The organism is Chloroflexia bacterium SDU3-3 (assembly GCA_009268125.1).
In the GTDB taxonomy this organism is placed as follows: domain Bacteria; phylum Chloroflexota; class Chloroflexia; order Chloroflexales; family Roseiflexaceae; genus SDU3-3.
Window position 1 is genome coordinate 379,057 of sequence record WBOU01000005.1, and the last position, 20,384, is coordinate 399,440.

Genomic DNA, 20,384 nt, shown 5'->3' on the forward strand with positions numbered 1-20,384 from the left:
ATACCAGCTTGCAATTTGATAGCTAGATGTGGTAGACTAGAGACACTATCATTCTGACATACGCAAGGCCATGGAGCCTACCGCATAGAGCTATTGAAGGGAGACGGCATGTGGAACCGATGAAGATAGAGATCTGGTCGGATGTGGTGTGCCCGTGGTGCTACATCGGCAAGCGCCGCTTCGAGAGCGCGCTGGGGCAGTTCGCCCACCGCGACGATGTGCAGGTGGTGTGGCGCAGCTTCGAGCTAGACCCCGGCTCGCAGAGGCGCTCGCCCGGCACGCTGGATGAGCTGCTGGCCCGCAAGCTGGGCCGCAGCACCGAGCAGGCCGCCGCCATGAACGCCCACGTGAGCGCGCTGGCCGCCAAAGAGGGGCTAGACTACCACCTCGATCGCGCCCAGCACGGCAACACCTTCGACGCCCACCGCCTCATCCACCTGGCCGAGCGCCACGGCCTCCAGGCCGAGGCCAAGGAGCGCCTGCTGAAGGCCTACTTCACCGAGGGCGCCGCCATCGGCGACGCCGAGGCCCTGGCCGCGCTGGCCGACGAGCTGGGCCTGCCCGCCGACGAGGTGCGCGAGACCCTGGCGGGCACCGCCTTCGCCGACGAGGTGCGCGCCGACGAGCGCCGCGCCCAGGCGCTGGGTATCAGCGGCGTGCCAGCCTTCGTGATCAACGAGCGCTACCTGATCTCGGGCGCGCAGGAGCCCCAGGTGCTGCTGAGCGCCCTTGAGCAGATCTGGGCCGAGTCGCACCCGCTCACCCCGCTGGCCACCCCCGCCGGGGCAGGCATGTGCGACGACGAGAGCTGCGCAGTGTAGCTAGGCGCGGGAATTTCTTTACCACAAAGACGCGAAGGCACGAAGTGAAATTCGTGCCTTCGCGTCTTTGTGGTATTCGTCCCCTTTTATCCTCTTGGGGTCTTGGTGGTAAAGCTGTTTCTTTTCCCTTGGTGTCTTGGAGCCTTGGTGGTAAACGTTCCTCCCTTTTACCTTCACGCCTTGGCGTCTTCGTGGTAAAAATGTTTCTGCCCCAATGCAAGCGCAAGCCGCCTCGGGGCCGCGCTATGGTATGATGCCCCCCAACACCAACTGTAGCAAAGGGGGGATCATGGAAGACGACCTGCGCCACGCCACGCTCGATCTGCTTGTGCCGCTGGCCGAGGCCACCGCCAAAGAGGTCCACGACCTGTTTGGCACGCTCTCCGCCGCCGACCTGAACTGGAAGCCTAGCCCCGACGAGTGGAGCGTGGGGCAGTGCCTCGACCACCTGATCATCTCGACCCGCATCTACTTCCCCATCCTCGACCAGGTGATCGCCGGGCAGCACCGCCCCACCTTCATCGAGCGCATCCCCGTGCTGCCCGACAAGCTCGGCCCCATCCTGATCAAGGCGCTCACCCCCGGCAGCGCCACCGCGACCAAGACATCGGCGGCCCTTGAGCCGAGCGCCAGCGCGATCGCCCCCAAGATCGCCCTGACCTTCCTGCGCATCCAGGCCCAGCTGATCGCCCTGATGCAAGGCAGCGCCGACCCGCGCGTCCAGCGCACCGTGATCACATCGCCGATCATGCCGCTGATCACCTACCGCGTGATCGACATGTACCGCTTCACCCTGGCCCACCAGCAGCTGCATGTTATCCAGGCCCAGCGCGTGCTGGAGCAGCTGCGCGCCCCTGCCCAGCCCACCGAGTCAGCGGCGGCGTAGGCCGCCCGCCCGCCACCGGCGCAGCGCTCGGGCCAGCGCCGGTCGGGCCATGCCCCACAGCACATAGCCGCCAAACAGCCCCAGCAGCAGCCCCTCGCGCACCGCGATCTGCCGCTCGATCAGCACGGTGCCGCCCGCCAGCGCCACCAGCGCCAGCCCCCACAGCGCCGCCTGCAGCCCCCGCCGCCCAGCCCGCCGCCGCCCGTAGCCCCATATGCCCATCGCCCCGCTCCTCGCTTGCCCGAATCTGCCCAGAGCATAGCAGCTGGGGCATCAGCCGGGCATAAAAATGCGGCGGCGCGGCGTAAAGATCGCGTGGGGTGTCGGGGCGATTGTTAAGGCCCTTCATCAAAGCTTTACACGATTTTTGCACAAAAATGGCCAGCCAACCGCACGACAGATGGTACGATTGCCAAACGATGCCGCCGCACAGCAGAGGGGATCTCGCATGAATCGACCAAGGCTGCTCTCCGCCGGTCTGCTGTTTATCTGCATGTCGGGCGCGCTGGTGGGGCTGCGCGCCGCCGCCGCATCCGGCGCGGGCGAGCCGAGCGCCGCCACGCCGCAGATCGCATCCAAGGCCACCCTGGCCACTATCGCGCTGAAGGACGTGCCCGGCCAGCAGATCGCCAACGACCGTGGCATGAAGCTGGGCGGCGTGGGCAGCGACCTGTTCCACGGCCCCGGCGACGCCCCAGGCGAGTACTGGATGATCACCGACCGTGGCCCCAACGGCCAGATCAAGGTCTCGGGCAAAAACCGCCGCACCTTCCCCGTGCCCGACTTCAACCCCACCATCTTGCACGTGCGCGCCGAGGGCGACAGCCTGGCGCTGCTGGGCACCATCCCGATCAGCACCAGCGCGGGCCTGCCCGTCACCGGCCTCTCCAACCTGGCCGACAAGGACGAGACGCCCTACGACTACACCGCCCAGACCAAGCTCGATTTCAACCAGAGCGGCCTCGACCCCGAGGGCCTGGTGCGCACCAGCGAGGGCGAGTTCTGGCTGGCCGAGGAGTACCGGCCCTCGCTGGTGCACCTGGATGCCACGGGCCGCGTGCTGAAGCGCTACATCCCGGCGGGCATCGCGCTGCCCGAGGCCGGCTACCCCGTGAGCGACACGCTGCCCGCGATCTTCGACAGGCGCAAGTCCAACCGTGGCTTCGAGGGCCTGGGCATCAGCCCCGACGAGCAGACGCTCTACATCGCGCTGCAAAGCTCGCTCTCCAACCCCACCAAGAGCGACGGCGAAGGCTCGCGCAACACCCGCATCCTGGCCTTCGACATCGCCAGCCAGCGTGTGACCGCCGAGTATGTCTACCAGTTCGACGAGGCCGCCAGCTTCGACCCGGCCACCGCCGCGCTGGAGAACCCGCGCGACGAGATGAAGATCTCGGGCGTGATGGCGACTGGCCCCGACACGCTGGTGGTGCTGGAGCGCACCGACGCGGTGGCCAAGCTCTACCAGGTGACGCTCAGCGCCGAGGCCAACATCCTCGGCTCGAAGTGGGATGACGCGGCCACCGCGCCCAGCCTGGAGCAGCAGGAGGATCTGGCCGCCGCGCAGGTGGTGGCACTGCCCAAGACGCTGGTGGCCGATCTCTCCGCCGACGCCGCTGTGCCCGGCAAGATCGAGGGCGCGATCAAGATCGGCCCGGGCACCTACGCCATCGCCAACGACAACGACTTCGACATCGGCACGTTTGATGATGCGGGGAACAATGTGGGGGCGGGCACAACAAGCTCGCTGCTGGTAGTAAAGACGCTGCGCGAGCTGTTTTTGCCCGTGGTGACGCGGTAGAGCGCAAAGCGGGCCACCGGGGCTAATGGCATCACATGGTGTCACTTTCTTGGGCGGGGTATTTGGATGCGGCACATGACGAGAGAACACGTGCCAGGCCATGCACCGCATGTGAGATCGAGACTCTCAACCACCCGGCCCATGCGGCGAAGGTGCCGCTCGTGCAAACTGGCCATATGCACGAACGCCCGCTGCCAGGAAACGTCATAGGAACGCCTAAAATTGGGGGTTTCGAAGGGGGTTCTGGGGGCTGGCCCCCAGACGCCGCCCGCGCAGGGCATGCACCACCGATAAAGAACCACCATCCGTATCGAAGCCGTAGCCGGTCGGGCCGACCGGGCAACGCTCCAAGCATTGCCTACAGTCGGCCCGACTATTCTTGCCCGTAGTGACGCAGGAGAACGCAGGCGGTAGCATGCAAAACGGGCCGCCAGGGCACAGCCCCAGCGGCCCGCCAGCCTCGCCAGCCCTAGCCGCGCACGGCGCGGATGAGCGCGGTGGGCACGCTGAACGAGTAGTCGCCCAGGGCGAAGGAGAGCGCGTCGCGCACCTCGTGGGTGGCCCCATCGATCATGGCGCGCAGCTGGGTGATGGCCAGAAACGGCGTGTTCATGCGCGCCACCCACGACTCGAACTCCAGCCGCAGCGGCCAGGCCCCGGCCTGCTCGGCGCGCAGGCCCGCCGCGCCACACATAGCCAGCCACTGCGACACCGAGTGATCGCGCACGTGGCTGGGGTCGCGCAGCAGCTCGATGGCGTTCAGGAAGGTGTCGCTGGCGGGGGCCTCGGGGGCCACCACATCCACCAGCAGCAGCGCGCCGCCGGGGCGCAGCACGCGGGCGAACTCGCGCAGCGCCGCCTGGGGGTGGGGGTAGTGGTGGGCGCTGTAGCGCGAGGTCACCAGGTCGAACGAGGCGTCGGGGTAGGGCAGGCGCTCCACATCGCCGCGCTCGAAGGCCACGTTGGCCAGCCCGCGCTCGGCGGCCAGCCGCTTGGCCTGGGCCAGCATCGCGATGGTCAGGTCGCAGCCCACCACCTCGGCCACCTTGGGCGCAAACGCCATGGCGGTGTGGCCAGCGCCGCAGCCCGCATCCAGCACCCGCTCATCGCCGCGCAGCGGGATGGCCGCCAGCATGGCCGTCAGGTCGGGGCCGCCCACGTGCACCGTGCTGGTCGCGTAGTTGGAAGCGACCGCGCCGAACTGGTTCTGAACCGACTCTTTGACGTCTTTGATCTCCATCCGTACCCCTGCCCTTCGCTAGGCCGCTAGATGCTCACCAGCAGCACCCCCGCTAAAATGATCCCGACGCCCGCCCACTGATAGCTCGCCAGCCGCTCGCGCGAGACCACCCAGGCCAGCAGCACCGTGATGGCGCTGAACAGCGAGGAGAGCGCGGTGACGATGGTGGTGTCGGCGCTGCCCAGCCCGCTGTTGAAGGCCAGGAAGGCCACCGTGTCGAACACGGCGCAGCCCAGCACCAGCGGCAGCACCGCGCGCGGCGGGCGCACCGGCGCGATCTGCCGGTGCAGCATCCACAGCGCCACGCTGCCAAACGACACAATGCGGGCCAGCAGCACCGGCCACACGATCCCCAGCGACGGCGTGACAAAATCGAGACCCCAGAAGTATACGCCATATCCCACCGCCGCGCCCACCGCCTCGGGCGTGCCGGGGGCCATCAGGCTGCGCAGCCCCAGGCGCGGCCCGCCCTGGCCGCGCGCCACCACGGTAACGCCGCCCACCAGCAGCAGCGCGCCCAGCAGCGCCAGCCCGTTCGGGCGCTCGCCCGAGGCCAGCGCCAGCAGCGCCGTGACCACCGCAAACCCCGAGGTAATCGGCGACACGATCGAGAGCGTGCCGATGGCGTACGAGCGGTACAGCAGCACCGTGCACACCATGTTCAGCGCGGCCAGCCCCGCCGCCTGCGCCCACACGCCCGCGCTGGCGGCGGGCACCCCAAAGCGCACCGCCAGCACCAGCACGATAGCCACCAGCCCGGCCAGCTGGATGAGCAGCAGCGCCTGCAGGATGCCCATGCGCCGCGAGACCTGCGCCACCAGAAAGTCGGCCCCGCCCCAGCCGAGCGCGGCCAGCAGCCCGAACAGCACGCCCATAGCTACTGCTCGCGGATCGCGGCGGCCAGCCGCTGCACGCCCAGGATGATGTGCTCGCGGTCGGGGTGCGAGAAGTTGAGCCGCATGGTGTTGGCCGCGCTGCCGTTGGCGTAGAAGTCGGTGCCCGCCACAAACGCCACCTTCAGCTCGACGGCGCGCATAAACAGCGCCTTCATATTCACATGGTCCGGCACGGTGAGCCACAGGAACATGCCGCCCTCGGGCCGCGTCCAGCGCACGCCCTCGGGCATGTGCTGCTCCAGCGCGCCCAGCATCGCGTCGCGCCGATCGTGGTAGATCGAGCGGATCACTGGGATGTGCCGATCCAGCAGACCATCCTTGCACGACTCGTAGGCGATCGCCTGCACCAGCGTGCCGGTGTGCAGATCGATGCCCTGCTTCACCAGCACGATCTTCTGCAGCATCGCATCGGGGCCGACGATCCAGCCCACGCGCAGCGAGGGCGCCAGCAGCTTGGAGAAGGTGCTGAAGTAGAGCACCGTGCGCGGCGCGCCGTGGCGCTGGAAGTCGAGCGCGGCCAGCGGGGGCACCGGCTCGCCGCTGTAGCGCAGCTCGCCGTAGGGGTCATCCTCCACGATCGGCAGGCCGTGGCGCTCGGCGATGTCCAGCAGGGCCTCGCGCCGCTCGCGGCTCAGAGTCACACCGGTGGGGTTCTGGAACGAGGAGACAGTGTAGAGGAACTTGGCGCGGCGGCCCTCCGCGGCCAGGCTGGCCAGCGCCTTCTCCAGCTCGGCGGGGATCAGGCCGTCATCATCCATGGGCAGCACCACAAAGCGCGGCTGGTAGGGCCGGAAGGCCTGCAGCGCGCCCAGGTAGGTCGGATCCTCCACCAGCACCACATCGTCGCGGTCAACCATCAGCTTGGCCACGATATCAAGCGACTGCTGCGAGCCGCTGGTGATCAGCACCTGGCTGGGGCGGATGGGCACACCGCGCTTCGCCATCAGGCTGGCCAGGAACTCGCGCAGCGGCGGGAAGCCCTCGGTCGGGCCGTACTGCAGCGCGCGCACCGCGCCGTTCGCCATCACCTGCTCGGCGGCCACGGCCATCTCCTCCACCGGGAAGCAGGCTGGCGCGGGAAGCCCGCCCGCGAACGAGATCACCTCGGGCTGCTCGGTCAGTTTCAGAAGCTCGCGGATCGCCGACCCCTTGATCACCTCGACCGATGAGGCGAAGTTTTTCTCCCACGAGGTGCTCTGTGTTGTTGCCATGAACCTTGCCTTTAATCGATACACAAAAAGAGGCTCTGCCCCGCATAGATCGCAGCAGCAAAGGCTCCACACCGAGTCTCCAAGTTCGCCCAGCGGCAGGGGTGGGCCCGCTAGCGGCGGCGACCGCGCCCATACCCGCTGCGGAATGCAAGCCCCACCACGATCACCAGCAGCGCGAGGATGATCAGGCATTCGGCTGGACCGAGCCGGAACAGATACATACGCCTCCAGAAGATAAGTGGCTGCACCAAGTATACCAGATGCGCCCGTGTCAAAAAGTGACAATCCGTCGGTCGAAAGACGGCCAAGCGCAGCGCCGCCGAGGCCCAGTTTCTACCACCAAGACGCCAAGGCTCCAAGGGGCAAAAAACGGCTACCGCACGGTCATCGGGCCGGGGGCGATGCCCACAATGCGGCTCATCGCCGACACCTACCCGCCCGGCCCATGCGGCGAAGGTGCCGCGCATGCCAACTGGCCCTATGCACGAACATCAGCCGCCTGCAGATCGCACGGGAACGCCCAACATTGGGGGTTCCAAGGGGGACGATACCCTCACATGGTGTCACTTTCATGAGCGGGGCCTCTGGATGCGGTACATGCTGCAAACCCGCGTGCCGTGCCATACAAACCATGCACATTGTGCCACCTCATGATCGGGACGAACCCTTCCACCGTTCCCATGCGGCGAAGGTGCTGCTGATATTTTGCTGGCCATATGCACGAACATCAGCGGCCAGCATTCGGCATCGGAACGCTGCAAATTGGGGTTCCAAGGGGCATCGCCCCTGGCGGGGTTCCAAGGGCGCGGAGCCCTTGGTGCCGCCCACACAGGGCATCCACCACCATCCACGAAGACTCACTATTCCACGAAGGCATACCCTGGCCGTATCAACGGCAACGCGCCGTTTCGTCAACAACGCCTCAGAAAACCATACAAAGTGACACCAGGTGAGGGGCAACGCCCCATGGCCGGGTTGCTCGGGGCTGGCCCCTAGCCGCCGCCCGCGCAGGGCATCCACCCACTAACCACGAGGAGCCGCTATTGACGAAAGCGCACCCAGCTGGCTCTGGCAGCAACGCGCATGCTTACCTAAAGGCCTAGAAAAGCCAAAAACTGAAGCAAAAGTGCTCGTCGATCTCAAGAAAAACGACGGCATGATGCTCAAGCACAGGGGGAAAGACCAAAAAACCTCCCAAGCAACCATCAAACGAGAGAAGCACCCGCGCTGCAGTCCGAAGCAACCACACTGCAGCCTGAAGCAGCCACCCTGCAGCCCGAAGCAGCCACCCTGCAGCCCGAAGCAGCCACCCTGCAGCCCGAAGCAGCCACCCTGCAGCCTGAAGCAGCCACCCTGCAGCCCGAAGCAGCCACCCTGCAGCCTGAAGCAGCCACCCTGCAGCCCGAAGCACCCGCACTGCAGCCTGAAGCACCCGCGCTGCAGCCCGAAGCAGCCACCCTGCAGCCTGAAGCAGCCACCCTGCAGCCCGAAGCACCCGCACTGCAGCCTGAAGCACCCGCGCTGCAGCCCGAAGCAGCCACGCTGCAGCCCGAAGCACCCGCGCTGCAGCCCGAAGCAGCCACACTGCACCGCACTAGATCAGCCGCTGGCCGCCATCCACCGGCAGGATCACCCCGGTGACATAGCTGGCCGAGGCCAGGTACACCGCCGCCTGCGCGATATCCTCGGCGCTGCCCACCCGCCGCAGCAGCACCGTCTTGGCCGTGCGCTCGGCCTCCTCCTCGCCCCAGTCGGCGGGCAGCAGCACCGGCCCCGGCGCGATCGCGTTCACCCGCACCTCGGGGGCCATGTCCTTCGCCAGGGCCTCGGTGAGCGTCACCACCGCGCCCTTGCTCACCAGATAGGGCGTGTGATTCTTCCACGGGCGCATGGCCCCCACATCCGCGATATTGATCACGCAGCCGTGGCTGGCGCGCAGCAGGGGCGCGGCGCGCTGGCACGCGAAGAAGGCCCCGCGCGCATTGGTGGCGATCAGGGTGTCCCAGCGCTCCTCCGTCACCGTGCCCAGCGGGTCGGCCCCCCAGATCCCGGCGCAGTTCACCAGGATGCTCAGCCCGCCCAGCTGCTCGGCGGCGGCATCCACCACGTGCTCGGCCTCGGCCACGGCGGCCAAGTCGCCCTGCACCGCCGCCGCGTGCCCGCCGTAGGCCCGCAGCTCGGCCAGGGTGGCCTCGGCCTGCTGCGCCGAGCTGTGGTAGTGGATGGCCACATCGGCCCCCTCCGCCGCGAGGGCCAGCGCGATGGCGCGGCCCAGGCGGTGTGCGCCGCCCGTCACCAGGGCGCGTTGCTGCTGCAGTCGCATATCAGGTTCGCTTTCTTGCAGAAAAAAAGACCCGCAGCAGCGTGCTGCGAGTCTCGTGCCACGGATACGGGCGGCATGCCGCTATGGAATGATCTTGATCTGGACCGAATCGCTGGCCGAGGTTGCGTTCGCGGCCTTGATCGTCACGTGCACGGTGCAGGTGCGCGGCGAGGTGGCCTGGGCGGTGACGTGCTTGGTATCGCCGTCGCCAGGGCTCAGGCTGCTCATGGTCTTCGAGAAGCTATCATCGTCAAAGCAGCCGCCCGAGTTCGCCGAGAGCGTGACGTTGACCGCCGCGCCGTCGCCCTCGTTCCCATAGCCAATATAGAAGTTGATCTCCTCGCCCACGTGGACCGTCTGCGGCGCTGCCATTGCGACAACAAACAGCTCTGGGGTGGGCACGGGGGTCGGCGTGTTGCTGGGCGCGGGCGTCGGCGTGTCGCTCGGCACCGGCGTGTCGCTCGGCGCGGGCGTCGGCGTATCGCTCGGCACCGGCGTGTCGCTCGGCGCAGGCGTCGGTGTGTCGCTCGGCACTGGCGTGTCGCTCGGCGCGGGCGTCGGCGTACGTGTGTTGGTCGGCGTGCGGGTATCGGTCGGCGTGCGGGTATCGGTCGGCGTCGGCGTATCGCTTGGTGTCGGCGTGTCCGTCGGCGTTGGCGTGTCGCTTGGCGTCGGCGTGTCGCTTGGCGTCGGCGTGATGCTCGGTGTATACGTCGGCGTGCGCGTGTTGGTCGGCGTGCGCGTGCTCGTCGGCGTGCGGGTATCGGTCGGCGTCGGCGTATCGCTTGGTGTCGGCGTGTCCGTCGGCGTCGGCGTATCGCTTGGCGTCGGCGTATCGCTTGGCGTCGGCGTGTCGGTCGGCGTCGGCGTGATGCTGGGTGTCGGCGTGTTGCTCGGCGTCGGCGTGATGCTCGGCGTGCTGGTCGGCGTGCGCGTGCTCGTCGGCGTACGGGTATTGCTGGGCGTCGGCGTATCGGTCGGCGTCGGCGTGATGCTTGGCGTCAGCGTATCGGTCGGCGTCGGCGTGATGCTCGGCGTCGGCGTATTGCTCGGTGTGGGCGTGATGCTGGGCGTGCTGGTCGGCGTGCGCGTGTTGGTCGGCGTGCGCGTGCTCGTCGGCGTACTCGTCGGCGTGTTCGTCGGCGTCGGCGTATAGGTGGGCGGGGCCAGCACCACAAAATCGGTGCTATCGCTCTGGGCTGGGAAGTCGCCCTGAATTGTCACCACATTGGTGTACGAGCCAGGCGGCATCCACGAGGGCACCCAGGCCAAGATCGTGGCACGGAAGAAACCGTTGGTCGCCAGCACCTTATCGCCCGAGGTCCAGTTCCACTCGACCGCACCAGCGCCGCTATTTGTGGCGCTAGGCGAGGTGGACCAGACCATGAATCCAGGCGGCAGCTGATCGCGCACCTGCGAGAGGCTCACGGGCGGGCCAAAGTTAAACACCGTCAGCACATAGTGCATCCAATTGGCCGAGTAGCTGCTCGACGGCTGCATGTGCGTCACCACATAGACCAGCGGGGTGGGCGTGGGCGTGCTGGTGGGCGTCGGCGTGTTGCTCGGCGTCGGCGTGTTGCTCGGCGTCGGCGTGGCGGGCACAGGCGTAAGCGATGGCACCCAGGTGGGCGTCAGGGTCGGGATGGCGGTATCTGTGGGCGGCACCTGCGTGGCCGTGCTGCTGGGTGCGCTGGTGGGCTGCGCGGTGGCGGGCACTGCCGTAGGCGTGCTGCTGGGCAGTCTGGTCGGGGCAGGCGTGGCGGTGGGCGGAATAATCCGGGTAGGCGCAGGCGTGCTCGTCTCCACCGGCTCGGGGTTCGGGTTATCGGGCGTGGCGGTGTGCTGCGGCAGCGGCGTGCTGACTACCAGCGTGGGGGCCTCGGTGGGCAGCGCGGTGGCAGGCGCAGAAGTGCTGGTGGCGGCAGGCATGGCGCTGGGCAGCGGCGCGACGGACGTAGGCTGCTGGGGCAGCGCGGTCGCGATCTCGGTCGCGCCGCGCTCGGGCTGCGCGGTGGCGGGCGCTGCCGAGGCGGCGGGGCCGCCGCCCTGGGAGGGGTCGGCGGTGGCCGATGCGGCGGGGATGCTGACCACCGGCGTGCTGCCGACAGCCACAGTGGCGATGGCGGTGGGCACCGGCGTGTCGAGCAGGGCCAGGGCGCTGGCCGGGGCCTCGGCGGTGGGCAGCACCGCCACCGGCACCACGTGGGCCTCGGCCGAGGGGCCGGGCTGCGGCGCGGCCTCGGCCTGCTGGGCATCGCGCGCAGCCGCCTCGGCGGCGCGTGGGTTCAGCGCGGGGATGATCGGGCCGCCCGCGGGCCACACGCTATAGTCGGCCTTCAGGTTCGAGAGCAGGCTCTGCGGGTAGATCGCGCCATTCGGCTGGATCGCGCGCAGCACCGCAAACGACACCGCGACCGAGCCGATCAGCGCGAGCAGCACTGCGGCGATGATCAAGGTCAGCAGGGTGACGTGGTCACGCGACCTGAGCGAGGATTTGGTTGTTGTTCTGCGGTTCTGCATATGCGCATGGGAGCGTGAAACTGAACGTGCTGCCCTGCGACGATGTGCTCTCCAGCCAGATGGTTCCACCCTGGCGCTCAAGCAGCATCTTGGCGATAGCCAGCCCCAGCCCGATGCCACGCTCTTGTGAGTTAATCCCCTCGGTGCCCCGCACAAACCGATTGAACAAGTTTGCGCTCACCTCGTCGTCGATCCCCGGCCCTGTATCGCTGATGTCCACCCGCACGCGGTCGCCATCCTGGCACGCCGCGATGCGGATGCCGCCCGAATCGGTGTAGCGCCGCGCGTTATCGAGCAGCTGGTTGATCACGTTGGTTATCTGGTGCTCATCGACCATCACATCGGGCAGATCCTCGGGGATCTGCACCTCGACCTTGAGCGATTTTGCCTGGAAGGCGAAGCGCTGCCGCCAGACCAGATCTTCAATAAAGCTGCGCAGCGGCAGCGGCGCAAACACAAACTCGAGCGTGCCCGACTCCAGCCCAGCGATGACGATCACATTGTTGAGCACCGATGTCATCGACGTGGCGTGGCGGTGGATGGCCGTCACCAGCGACTGCTGATCCTCGTTCAGCTCGCCCACAAAACCGCGCATCAGCAGGTCGGCGCTGCCGCCCAGCACCGTCAGCGGGGTGCGCAGCTCATGCGAGATCGTGGCGATGAAGTTGGTCTTGGCGCGGTCGATCGCGACCTCGCTGGTGAGATCCTGGAACACATATACATCGCCCAGCCGCGCGCCCTCGGGCGTGGCCACCGGGGCCACCGAGATGCGCACGATGTGGCTGCCGATGGTGAAGAGGTCGGGCGACTGCTTTTCGCCAAACGACATGCCGCTGAAGGCCATATGCTCCATCTGGATGTCGTTAAAGCGCGCGGGCGGCGCGTCCTCCTCGGCAAGCGAGAGCAGCTCGCGCATGGCCTTGTTGATCACCATCACGCGGCCATCGAGGTCGCACACCACCACGCCATCGGTGATGCTCTCCACAATCGCGGCGCGCTGGCTCGACTCGCTGCGCACCTCGCCGTACAGATCGACCAGGTGCTCGGTCATGCGGTTGAACGACCGCGAGAGGATGCCAACCTCATCGTGGGCCTGCACGCTGCTGCGCCGGTCGAGGTCGCCCTCGGCCACCGACTCGGCGGTGAAGGCCAGCTCCTGCAGCGGGCGGGTGATCTGGCGGGCGACAAACACGCCCAGGCCGATGATCGCCAGCGTGAGCAGGATGGTCAGGCCCATGAGCGTGCCCGAGGCGTTCCACCACTGGCTAAACACATAGTCGCTGGCCAGCGACACCGAGACGATGCCCACCAGCTCGCCACGGATGCGCAGCGGCACATAGGCGAACTGGTAGTCGCGCGCGTTCACCGGCAGCGTGTCGATCACCGACTGGTTCTCGGCCAGCCGCACATCCTGCACGGTGGCCAGCTGGCGCGGCTCGATCTGCAGCTGGGCGACGCCGCCCTCGGGCACCAGCGAGCTTGCGAAGGCGACGCCATCCTCGGGGCGGTAGACCGTGACGATCGCGGCGGAGGATTCCTGGGCGATCTGGCGGATCATATCATCCAGCCGCGATGCGATCAGCACGCCGCCCACCACCTTCTCGCCCTGCAGCACCGGCGCGACGGTGAAGAGGTAGCGGCTCTGATCCGAGCCGAGGTCGAGCAGGCCGCTATACTTATCGCCCAGCACATCGTTCTGCTTGCCCAGGATGGCGGGCACAAACCACAGCGCCCTGAGATCGCGGCTGGGGGTGGCGGCAGGCTCCTGGCTGCCGCCGACGCGCTCCCAGTCGATCAGCGAGCGGCCCTGCGCATCAAACGCGATCATGCGGTCCACGCGCACGCCAGTGCGGCTGACGCTCAGGTCGTAGTAGGGCCGCAGGGCCGTGGCCACCTCGTCGGCGCTGGCGCTGGCGAAGGCGTCGGCCATGGAGCGCGCGCCAGCTCCGGGGTTCGCGGGGGCAAAGGTGAGCTCGCGCAGGAACTGCAGGTTGGTGCGCTCAAGGGTGACGATGCTGTCGCTGGTGCTGCGGGCGGCCTGGGCCAGCTGGTTGTTCAGCCGATCCTGCGCGCTGTTGGTGAGGAACAGAACGGAGACAGCCGAGCCTGCCAGCATCACCAGCAGCGTGAGAAGCAGGAACGGCAAGATGATCTTGTATTGAATATGTGATCGCAGACTGTGCAGCAGCTGCATGCGTGCATTTCCCACAGCCAAGATGCGCGATGTCAACGCGGCACGCGCACGACGTATAGTAGAGACAGTGCCTCAGAATAGTATAGACGCTCTTGCGCTCGCCCGCAACATGTGATTTTCGCAGGGCGGTGCGTTCTGGGCGGGAATTGCCGCCAGTGGTGCGGGAGCCGGTCGTAGACACTGCTTGGGGCACGGTGGTTCCGGTGTGGTGGCTGCCCTGCGCGGGCTGCCATAGAGGCCAACCACTAGGAACCCCGCGAGGGGTGTACCCTTCAACAGGTGTCACTTTCACGGCAGCGAGGGACTTCTTTCCCATGAACGATAGCGATCGTTCTTGCGCGGTGAGTGGCTGCCCCCGTCGAATCCCCCAATATTGAGCGTTCCTATGCCGAAATCAGGCAGCTATTGTTCGTGCATATGGCCAGCTTGCGCACGTAGCGCCTTCGCCGCATGGGCAGGGTGGGGAAGGTTGGCACTGCGCTCTTTTTGAGACCTTTTCTTCCCTTGGAGTCTTGATAGTAAAACCGTTCGTTTCTCCCTTTCGTGTCTTCACGCCCTCGTGGTGAGACGGTAAAGCGGTTGCCCGCGCCGATCGGTAGACATTTGGCAGAAACGCTCGTACAATGGGGATAATCTTGTGATGTGAGGGTGTTTTTTGGCATGATTACACGTGTAACCATGGCAAAACACGCGCCGAATCAAAGAAGGGAACCATGAGCAAACTGCAATCTACCAACGACGGTACGACGTTCCGCGATCTGAACGGCAATGGCAGGCTGGATGTGTACGAAGACCCGACCAGGCCCATCGACGAACGGGTCGAAGACCTGCTGGCGCAGATGACGCTGGAGGAGAAGGCCGGCCTGATGTTCCACACCGTGGTCGAGGTGGCCGCCGACGGCAGCCTCTCGCCCAACCTGCACTTCAGCCAGGTCTCGGTGACCGACATGGTCGCAAAGCTACACCTCAGCCACTTCAACGTGCACGCCCTGCCCAGCGCCCGCATCGGGGCCGAGTGGTACAACCGCGTGCAGCAGCTGGCCGAGAGCACCCGGCTAGGCATACCGGTCACCATCTCATCCGACCCGCGCCACTCGTTCTCGCACAACCCGGCGGCGGGGCTGGCCTCCGGCGGCTTCTCGCAGTGGCCCGAGCCGATCGGCCTGGCCGCCACGGACGACGAGCAGCTGGTGCAGCAGTTCGGCGACATCGCGCGGCAGGAGTACGTGGCCACCGGCATCCGCGTGGCGCTGCACCCCATGGCCGATCTGGCCACCGAGCCGCGCTGGGCGCGCATCAACGGCACCTTCGGCGAGGACGCGGCGCTCTCGGCGCGCATGATTGGGGCCTACATCCGCGGCTTCCAGGGGGCCAGCCTGGGCAGCCAGAGCGTGGCCTGCATGACCAAGCACTTCCCCGGCGGCGGCCCGCAGAAGGACGGCGAGGATCCCCACTTCAACTATGGCCGCGAGCAGGTCTACCCCGGCAAGAACTTCGACTACCACCTTATCCCCTTCAAGGCCGCGTTTGAGGCGGGCACCTCGCAGATCATGCCCTACTATGGCATGCCGATGGGCACCGAGCACGAGGAGGTTGGATTCGGCTTCAACAAGGGTGTGATCACCGGCCTGCTGCGCGAGCAGTTTGGCTTCGATGGGATCGTGTGCACCGACTGGCAGCTGGTGTGCGACCTGGAGATCCCCGGCTACGGCACCATGCAGGCCCGGGCCTGGGGCGTGGAGCACCTGACCCCGCCCGAGCGCGCCCAGAAGGCGCTGGAGGCAGGCGTCGACCAGTTCGGCGGCGAGACCTGCGCCGAAATCGTGGTAGGCCTGGTGCGCGAGGGCAAGGTGAGCGAGGCGCGCATCGACGAGTCGGCGCGGCGCATCCTGCGCGAGAAGTTCCGCCTGGGCCTGTTCGACAACCCCTTCGTGGATCCCGAGGCCGCCGACCGCACCATCGGCTGCGCCGAGTTCCGCGCGGCGGGCGAGCTGGCTCAGCGCAAGTCGCTGGTGCTGCTGAAGAACGGCGCGGCGGGCGCGCCAGTGCTGCCGCTGCAGGGCCAGCCCAAGATTTATGTCGAGCACATCAACCCCGAGGTGGCAGCGCAGTACGGTCAGGTGGTGGCCACGCCCCAGGAGGCCGACTTCGCCATCCTGCGCATCCAGACCCCCTACGAGCCGCGCAACAGCCAGCTGATCGAGGATTTCTTCCACGCGGGCGACCTGAGCTTCTCGCCCGAGGATATCGCGCACATCCAGCAGATCGCGGCCCAGGTGCCCACGGTGGTGGACATCTATCTCGACCGGCCCGCCGTGATGCCCGAGGTGGCGCAGGCCAGCGCGGCGCTGCTGGGCAACTTCGGCGCTGCCGACGCGGCGGTGCTGGATGTGATCTTCGGGCGGCATAGCCCCAGCGGCAAGCTGCCCTTCGAGCTGCCCAGCTCCATGGACGCGGTGCGCGCCCAAAACCCCGATGTGCCCTACGACTCGGCCCAGCCGCTGTTCCCCTTCGGCCACGGGCTGCGCTACGACAAGTAGCAGAAGCGCAACGCAATGCACAGCGGCGTGAGGCAGTATGCCTCGCGCCGCTGTGCTAGTATAGCGCAAATCGATTTGCGCGGGGCCGCGCCGCCCCGCCCAGCGCAGAAGGCAGGTTCCCCACCTATGCACATCCCCAACCCTGTGATCACCGGGTTTCACCCCGACCCCAGCATCTGCCGCGTCGGCGAGGACTACTACCTCGTCACTAGCTCGTTCGAGTACTGCCCCGGCGTGCCGATCTTCCACAGCCGCGACCTAGTGCACTGGCGGCAGATCGGCCACTGCCTGACGCGGCCCAGCCAGCTGCCGCTGGATGGCGTGCGGCCCTCGGGCGGGATCTACGCGCCGACCATTCGCCACCACAATGGCACATTCTATATGGTCACCACCAACGTCTCGGGCGGCGGCAACTTCTACGTGACCGCCAGCGACCCGGCTGGCCCGTGGTCGGAGCCAGTGTGGGTGAAGCAGAGCGGCATCGACTCCTCGCTGTTCTTCGACGACGATGGCCGCGTCTACCTAACCAGCACCTACGTGCTCCAGGCACCATCCACCGAGCACAGCAGCGACGGCACAACCTGGGGCGTGCAGCAGAGCGAGATCGACATCGCCACCGGCCAGCTGCTCAGCGAGCCGCGCCCGATCTGGGGCGGCACCGGCGGCAAGTACCCCGAGTCGCCGCACCTCTACCAGATCGACGGGCGCTACTACCTGATGATCGCCGAGGGCGGCACCGAGTACGCCCACTGCATCACGATCGCGCGCGGCAACACGCCCTGGGGGCCGTGGGAGGCCTGCCCGCACAACCCCATCCTGACCCACCGGGGCGTGGCCAGCGACATCCAGGCGCTGGGCCACGGCGATCTGGTGCAGGCCCACGATGGCACGTGGTGGATGGTGTGCCTGGGCGTGCGGCCCGTGGGCTACCCGCCCTGCTACCACATCGGGCGCGAGACCTTCCTCGCCCCGGTGCGCTGGGAGGGCGGCTGGCCCCACGTGGGGCGTGGCGGGCGGCTTCCCGAGGGCCTGGAAGCCCCGCAGCTCGCACCCGCGCCCTGGCCCGCGCACCCAGTGCGCGATGACTTCGACGGGGCCGAGCTGGGGCTGGAGTGGAACCAGATCGGCACGCCCCAGCCGGGCGCGTGGTCGCTGGCTGCGCGGCCCGGCGCGCTGCGGCTGGCGGGCGGCGCGGCCACGCTGGACGATGGCCCGCCCGTGACCTTCGTGGGGCGGCGGCAGGAGCACCTGGCCTGCGCGGCGGCCACCGAGCTTGATTTCAGCCCCGCCGCCGAGGGCGAGGAGGCTGGCCTGACGATCTGGATGAACCCGACCCACCACTACGACCTCGCGGTGACGCTCCAGGGCGGGCGGCGCTGCGCGATCGTGCGGCGGCGGATCGGCAGTCTCGCGGCGGTGGTGGCCAGCGCCGAGCTTGCGCCAGGGCCGGTGGCGCTGCACGTGCGGGCCACGCCCGAGCTGTACACGCTGGCCATCCAGCCAGCGGGCGGCGACGAGCAGGTGCTGGCCACCGGCGAGACCCGCTACCTCTCAACCGAGGTGGCGGGCGGCTTCACCGGCGTGTACTTCGCGCTGTTCGCCACGGGCGGCGGGAGGCCCAGCGCCGCGCCCGCCGACTTCGCGTGGTTCGACTACGCGGGCGAGTAGCCACATGGCCGAGGGGCAGGCGGGATTCGCATCCACCTGCCCCTCGGCCATCGACACGGCCAAAACAACCGGCTGTGGAGATCGAGACTAGCGCTCTTCGCTGGCCAGCTGGCCTGGCTCAGGGGTCAGATCGGCCCAGTCGAGCAGCACGCCCAGCGTGCGGTCGCCGCCCTGGAAGGTGGGGCTGCGGATCTCGACCATGTCGCTGCTGGCCGGGAAGAACAGCGTGTAGACGCGCCATGTCGGGTCGAGCGCCACCTCCTGGCATGTCGCGCCTCGGCAGACGGTGGCCGCGACCTGGCCGGTGGGGTGGGGCGCGGCCATGCGGATGCGCAGCCGCACCGGGCCAGCGCCCGCGCTCAGGCGCAGCAGGGCGCGGCCATTGGTCCAGCGCGCCGTGGCGCCCTGGGTCTGCTCGGCGGGGTAGACGCCCGAGACATAGCCGAAGTCCAGCCCATCGCCCACATCCAGCGCCGAGCGATCGGCCACGGGCAGGTTGCGCCACGACCAGTCGAGCATATCGCGCTCATCGGAGTGGAAGCCGTCGAAGGCGTCGACGGCCTGGGCGGCGTCGCCCTTGGCACGCAGCAGGTTGGCCAGGCTAGCGCTAGGGGCCACCCACATACGGGCCAGGCTACGGCTCTTGCGGTAGGCCTGCTCGGCCTGCTCGGGCATGCCGAGGCGCTGCGCGAGGTCGCCCAGCCGCCGGAAGGCGTCGCTGCTCTGGCTCTGCTCGGCGGCCTGGCGGTAGAGATCGAGCGCGGCCTGCTGGCTGCCAAACGCCAGGGCCACGTTTCCCGCCAGCTGCCGCCCGCCCCGCGCCAGATTCTGGCCCGCCCATGCGTAGGGGTAGGTGGGCAGCACCGCCAGCGCCAGCAGCCCGGCGCACAGCGCGAAGGCGGCGGGCCGCGCCAGCGTGGCCGCGCCCAGGCCGCGCCAGCGCGGGCGCAGGCTGCGCATCGCCCAAGCGGCGTAGGGGATGAGCACGGGGAAGAGGAAGTGGCGGTAGCGGCCCTCGCCATGGGTCAGCAGCATGCTGCCGATGCTAGAGCCGAGCCACAGCAGCGCCAGCGCCTTGGGCGATGCGGCCCAGGCCAGGGCGCGGCCCCGGCGCGCGCGGGCCAGCGCGGCATGCGTTGGCCGCCAGAGCAGCCCGGCCAGCGCGCCCAGCGCCACCGCCAGGTACAGCATGTCATCCAGCACGATCCCGGCGACAAACTGCGGCAGCGCCACATCTAGGTAGTAGCTCTCCAGCACGAAGCGGTCTTCGATCGGCTTGATGCGGGTAAGGTAGACCCAGTTGGGCCAGAGCTTGCGGGCTAGGATGGCCGGATCTTCACGAAGCCGCTCCATGCCACGCGCCATGGCGTAGTCGTTGCGCTCGGCGGGGTTGGCGATCTGCTTTAACGCCCGCCCGATCGCGGGCAGCTCCTCGCGCGGCTCGTTGAAGGCCCACATGTTGTAGCCCAGCCCGGTCTCGATCGGGATGACGCGGCCATAGGCCAGATAGTTGCGGGCCGCCCAGGGCGCGATGGTGAGCGCCGCCGCCAGCAGCAGCGCCGCCGGTGCGGCCACGCGCCGCCACTGGCCCGCACCGCGCTGGTGCTGGAGGGCCAGCCACACGGCGGACAGCCCCACAAAGGGCAGCACAGCAGATCGCGTGAGCGCGGCCAGCGCCAGAGCCGTGCCGCCCGCCACCAGCCACCATAGGCTCGCGCCCGCGCGCCGCCCGCGCGCCCAGCGCAGCAGGCACAGCATGCCCGCCGTCAGCCAGAAGGTGCAGAGCGTCTCGGCCATGTACAGGCTGGCGAAGGTAACGTTGGTCCACAGCACGGCCATGATCATGCCTGCCAGCAGCGCGGCGCGGCGGCCCACCAGCCGATGAGCGAGGCGGGCGACCAGCGCGATGTTGGCGGTGCTGAGCAGGATGTTGGGCAGGGCGGCCAGATGAAGGTTGCCCTGGGCCAGCCAGAGCGACGCGGCCAGGAACAGGTTGTAGAGCGGGGCGCGCAGCCAGGGGTAGTGGTCGTAGAACACCCAGCCGCGCCCGGCCAGCAGGTCGCGGGCGACGGTGACGTACTCCACCTCGTCGTTGGCCAGCTGGTGCAGCGGCCCGCGCCAGATGATCAGGCGCAGCGCTAGGCCCAGCGCCACCGCGGCCAGCAGTGGCCAGTAGGTGGGCAGCGGTATGTCGCGCAGCCGATGGTAGGCGTGCTGAAGCGCTCCGGCGCGCGGTCTCTCGGTTCGCTGGGTCGCAATCATGGCAGGCCCCGTTCTTCCAAAA

13 protein-coding genes and 1 pseudogene are annotated in these 20,384 nt (G+C 68.0%); 6 read left to right on the forward strand and 8 right to left on the reverse strand.

Features of this window, described 5'->3' with window-relative positions; genetic code table 11:
• Positions 1 to 119: 119 nt before the first annotated feature.
• Together F8S13_10840 and F8S13_10845 are read left to right on the forward strand one after the other, a co-directional pair.
• Complete coding sequence (locus F8S13_10840; GenBank protein KAB8143494.1) at positions 120 to 821, forward strand: DsbA family oxidoreductase; 702 nt, start codon at positions 120 to 122, stop codon at positions 819 to 821.
• 214 nt (positions 822 to 1,035) lie between these two features.
• Positions 1,036 to 1,707, forward strand: a complete 672-nt coding sequence (locus F8S13_10845) for a DinB family protein (GenBank protein ID KAB8143495.1) — start codon at positions 1,036 to 1,038, stop codon at positions 1,705 to 1,707.
• Here the strand turns inward: F8S13_10845 and F8S13_10850 are convergent.
• Positions 1,693 to 1,929, reverse strand: a complete 237-nt coding sequence (locus tag F8S13_10850; GenBank protein ID KAB8143496.1) for a hypothetical protein — start codon at positions 1,927 to 1,929, stop codon at positions 1,693 to 1,695. The genes F8S13_10845 and F8S13_10850 overlap by 15 nt on opposite strands.
• 271 nt (positions 1,930 to 2,200) lie before the next feature.
• Between F8S13_10850 and F8S13_10855 the strand changes: the two genes are divergently transcribed.
• Complete coding sequence (locus tag F8S13_10855; GenBank protein KAB8143581.1) at positions 2,201 to 3,508, forward strand: esterase-like activity of phytase family protein; 1,308 nt, start codon at positions 2,201 to 2,203, stop codon at positions 3,506 to 3,508.
• Positions 3,509 to 3,977: 469 nt separating this feature from the next.
• On the opposite strand, the gene F8S13_10860 is transcribed toward F8S13_10855, so the two are convergent.
• From F8S13_10860 to F8S13_10880, 5 genes and pseudogenes are all read right to left on the reverse strand, one after another.
• Complete coding sequence (locus F8S13_10860) at positions 3,978 to 4,748, reverse strand: methyltransferase domain-containing protein (GenBank protein KAB8143497.1); 771 nt, start codon at positions 4,746 to 4,748, stop codon at positions 3,978 to 3,980.
• Between the two features lie 26 nt (positions 4,749 to 4,774).
• Positions 4,775 to 5,623, reverse strand: coding sequence for a DMT family transporter (locus tag F8S13_10865; GenBank protein ID KAB8143498.1), 849 nt, complete (start codon positions 5,621 to 5,623; stop codon positions 4,775 to 4,777).
• A gap of 2 nt (positions 5,624 to 5,625) precedes the next feature.
• On the reverse strand, positions 5,626 to 7,047 hold the full coding sequence (locus tag F8S13_10870) for a PLP-dependent aminotransferase family protein (GenBank protein ID KAB8143499.1): 1,422 nt from the start codon (positions 7,045 to 7,047) through the stop codon (positions 5,626 to 5,628).
• 1,074 nt (positions 7,048 to 8,121) lie between these two features.
• Positions 8,122 to 8,262: pseudogene (locus F8S13_10875) on the reverse strand (RNA chaperone Hfq).
• Positions 8,263 to 8,449: 187 nt separating this feature from the next.
• Complete coding sequence (locus F8S13_10880) at positions 8,450 to 9,178, reverse strand: SDR family oxidoreductase (protein KAB8143500.1); 729 nt, start codon at positions 9,176 to 9,178, stop codon at positions 8,450 to 8,452.
• A 718-nt stretch (positions 9,179 to 9,896) separates the two neighbouring features.
• Between F8S13_10880 and F8S13_10885 the strand changes: the two genes are divergently transcribed.
• Positions 9,897 to 10,334 carry a hypothetical protein gene (locus F8S13_10885; GenBank protein KAB8143582.1) on the forward strand — a complete coding sequence of 146 codons (438 nt, stop codon included), beginning with the start codon at positions 9,897 to 9,899 and terminating at the stop codon, positions 10,332 to 10,334.
• Positions 10,335 to 11,651: 1,317 nt separating this feature from the next.
• On the opposite strand, the gene F8S13_10890 is transcribed toward F8S13_10885, so the two are convergent.
• Positions 11,652 to 13,892: a HAMP domain-containing protein gene (locus F8S13_10890; GenBank protein KAB8143501.1), complete on the reverse strand. Its 2,241-nt coding sequence runs from the start codon at positions 13,890 to 13,892 to the stop codon at positions 11,652 to 11,654.
• A gap of 713 nt (positions 13,893 to 14,605) precedes the next feature.
• Here F8S13_10890 and F8S13_10895 point away from each other — a divergent pair.
• Positions 14,606 to 16,432, forward strand: coding sequence for a glycoside hydrolase family 3 protein (locus F8S13_10895; protein KAB8143502.1), 1,827 nt, complete (start codon positions 14,606 to 14,608; stop codon positions 16,430 to 16,432).
• 126 nt (positions 16,433 to 16,558) lie between these two features.
• Positions 16,559 to 18,100 carry a glycoside hydrolase family 43 protein gene (locus F8S13_10900; protein ID KAB8143503.1) on the forward strand — a complete coding sequence of 514 codons (1,542 nt, stop codon included), beginning with the start codon at positions 16,559 to 16,561 and terminating at the stop codon, positions 18,098 to 18,100.
• Between the two features lie 87 nt (positions 18,101 to 18,187).
• Here the strand turns inward: F8S13_10900 and F8S13_10905 are convergent, their stop codons facing one another.
• Positions 18,188 to 20,362, reverse strand: a complete 2,175-nt coding sequence (locus F8S13_10905) for a phospholipid carrier-dependent glycosyltransferase (protein KAB8143504.1) — start codon at positions 20,360 to 20,362, stop codon at positions 18,188 to 18,190.
• Positions 20,363 to 20,384: the final 22 nt, after the last annotated feature.

Bases quoted from the DNA above. Each gene is read 5' to 3' on its own strand.
- F8S13_10890 (KAB8143501.1), bottom strand. From the start codon at position 13,892: ATGCAGCTGCTGCACAGTCTGCGATCACATATTCAATACAAGATCATC.
- F8S13_10855 (KAB8143581.1), top strand. From the start codon at position 2,201: ATGTCGGGCGCGCTGGTGGGGCTGCGCGCCGCCGCCGCATCCGGCGCG.
- F8S13_10880 (KAB8143500.1), bottom strand. From the start codon at position 9,178: ATGCGACTGCAGCAGCAACGCGCCCTGGTGACGGGCGGCGCACACCGC.
- F8S13_10870 (KAB8143499.1), bottom strand. From the start codon at position 7,047: ATGCCTGATCATCCTCGCGCTGCTGGTGATCGTGGTGGGGCTTGCATT.
- F8S13_10895 (KAB8143502.1), top strand. From the start codon at position 14,606: ATGAGCAAACTGCAATCTACCAACGACGGTACGACGTTCCGCGATCTG.
- F8S13_10865 (KAB8143498.1), bottom strand. From the start codon at position 5,623: ATGGGCGTGCTGTTCGGGCTGCTGGCCGCGCTCGGCTGGGGCGGGGCC.
- F8S13_10905 (KAB8143504.1), bottom strand. From the start codon at position 20,362: ATGATTGCGACCCAGCGAACCGAGAGACCGCGCGCCGGAGCGCTTCAG.
- F8S13_10860 (KAB8143497.1), bottom strand. From the start codon at position 4,748: ATGGAGATCAAAGACGTCAAAGAGTCGGTTCAGAACCAGTTCGGCGCG.
- F8S13_10850 (KAB8143496.1), bottom strand. From the start codon at position 1,929: ATGGGCATATGGGGCTACGGGCGGCGGCGGGCTGGGCGGCGGGGGCTG.
- F8S13_10900 (KAB8143503.1), top strand. From the start codon at position 16,559: ATGCACATCCCCAACCCTGTGATCACCGGGTTTCACCCCGACCCCAGC.
- F8S13_10845 (KAB8143495.1), top strand. From the start codon at position 1,036: ATGCAAGCGCAAGCCGCCTCGGGGCCGCGCTATGGTATGATGCCCCCC.
- F8S13_10840 (KAB8143494.1), top strand. From the start codon at position 120: ATGAAGATAGAGATCTGGTCGGATGTGGTGTGCCCGTGGTGCTACATC.